The 420-nt window shown below is 72.4% G+C and carries 1 pseudogene; it reads right to left on the bottom strand.

Going from position 1 to position 420, the window contains the following annotated elements:
* Positions 1–9 precede the first annotated feature (9 nt).
* Positions 10–420 (bottom strand): annotated as a pseudogene (locus tag FDW81_RS17970) (hypothetical protein); the annotation flags it as partial.

Below are 420 nucleotides of genomic sequence, written 5' to 3'. Positions count from 1 at the left end.
TCTGGCTCATCACAGCCTGCCAGACTGGCCGTCCGGGCGGCGGTCACCGGTCAGGGGGTCAACGCCCATGGGATCGTCGGCCAGGTCGCGGTCGTCAAGCGGATCGCTGGCAACCCGGTTTCCGGACCACGGTTCTTCCACCAGCTGCGGGCTGTCCAGGGGGCTTGCGGGGCGCGTGGGGTCCGAGTAGCTGCTGCCGGGAGCGCCGCCGTCGTAGCCCGCCGTGGTGGTGGCCGGGCCGGGGAGCTGCACGGGCGGAGGCGGTACGGTGCCGCCTGCGGGGGCATAGGACTCCGTGTACTGATCGCCGTATGGAGTGCCTGAGTACTCTGTTCCGCCGTATGGTCCTGCGTGGCCGGCGGTGCCGGAGGCGCTTTCGGCCGCACCGGCGGTGAGGCCGCGGGTGAGGCGTCCGGCCAG

It is taken from the genome of Pseudarthrobacter sp. NamB4, assembly GCF_005796185.1.
GTDB lineage: Bacteria > Actinomycetota > Actinomycetes > Actinomycetales > Micrococcaceae > Arthrobacter.
Note: the sequence above shows the minus strand (reverse complement) of the source record. Positions and strands in the feature narration are given on the sequence as shown.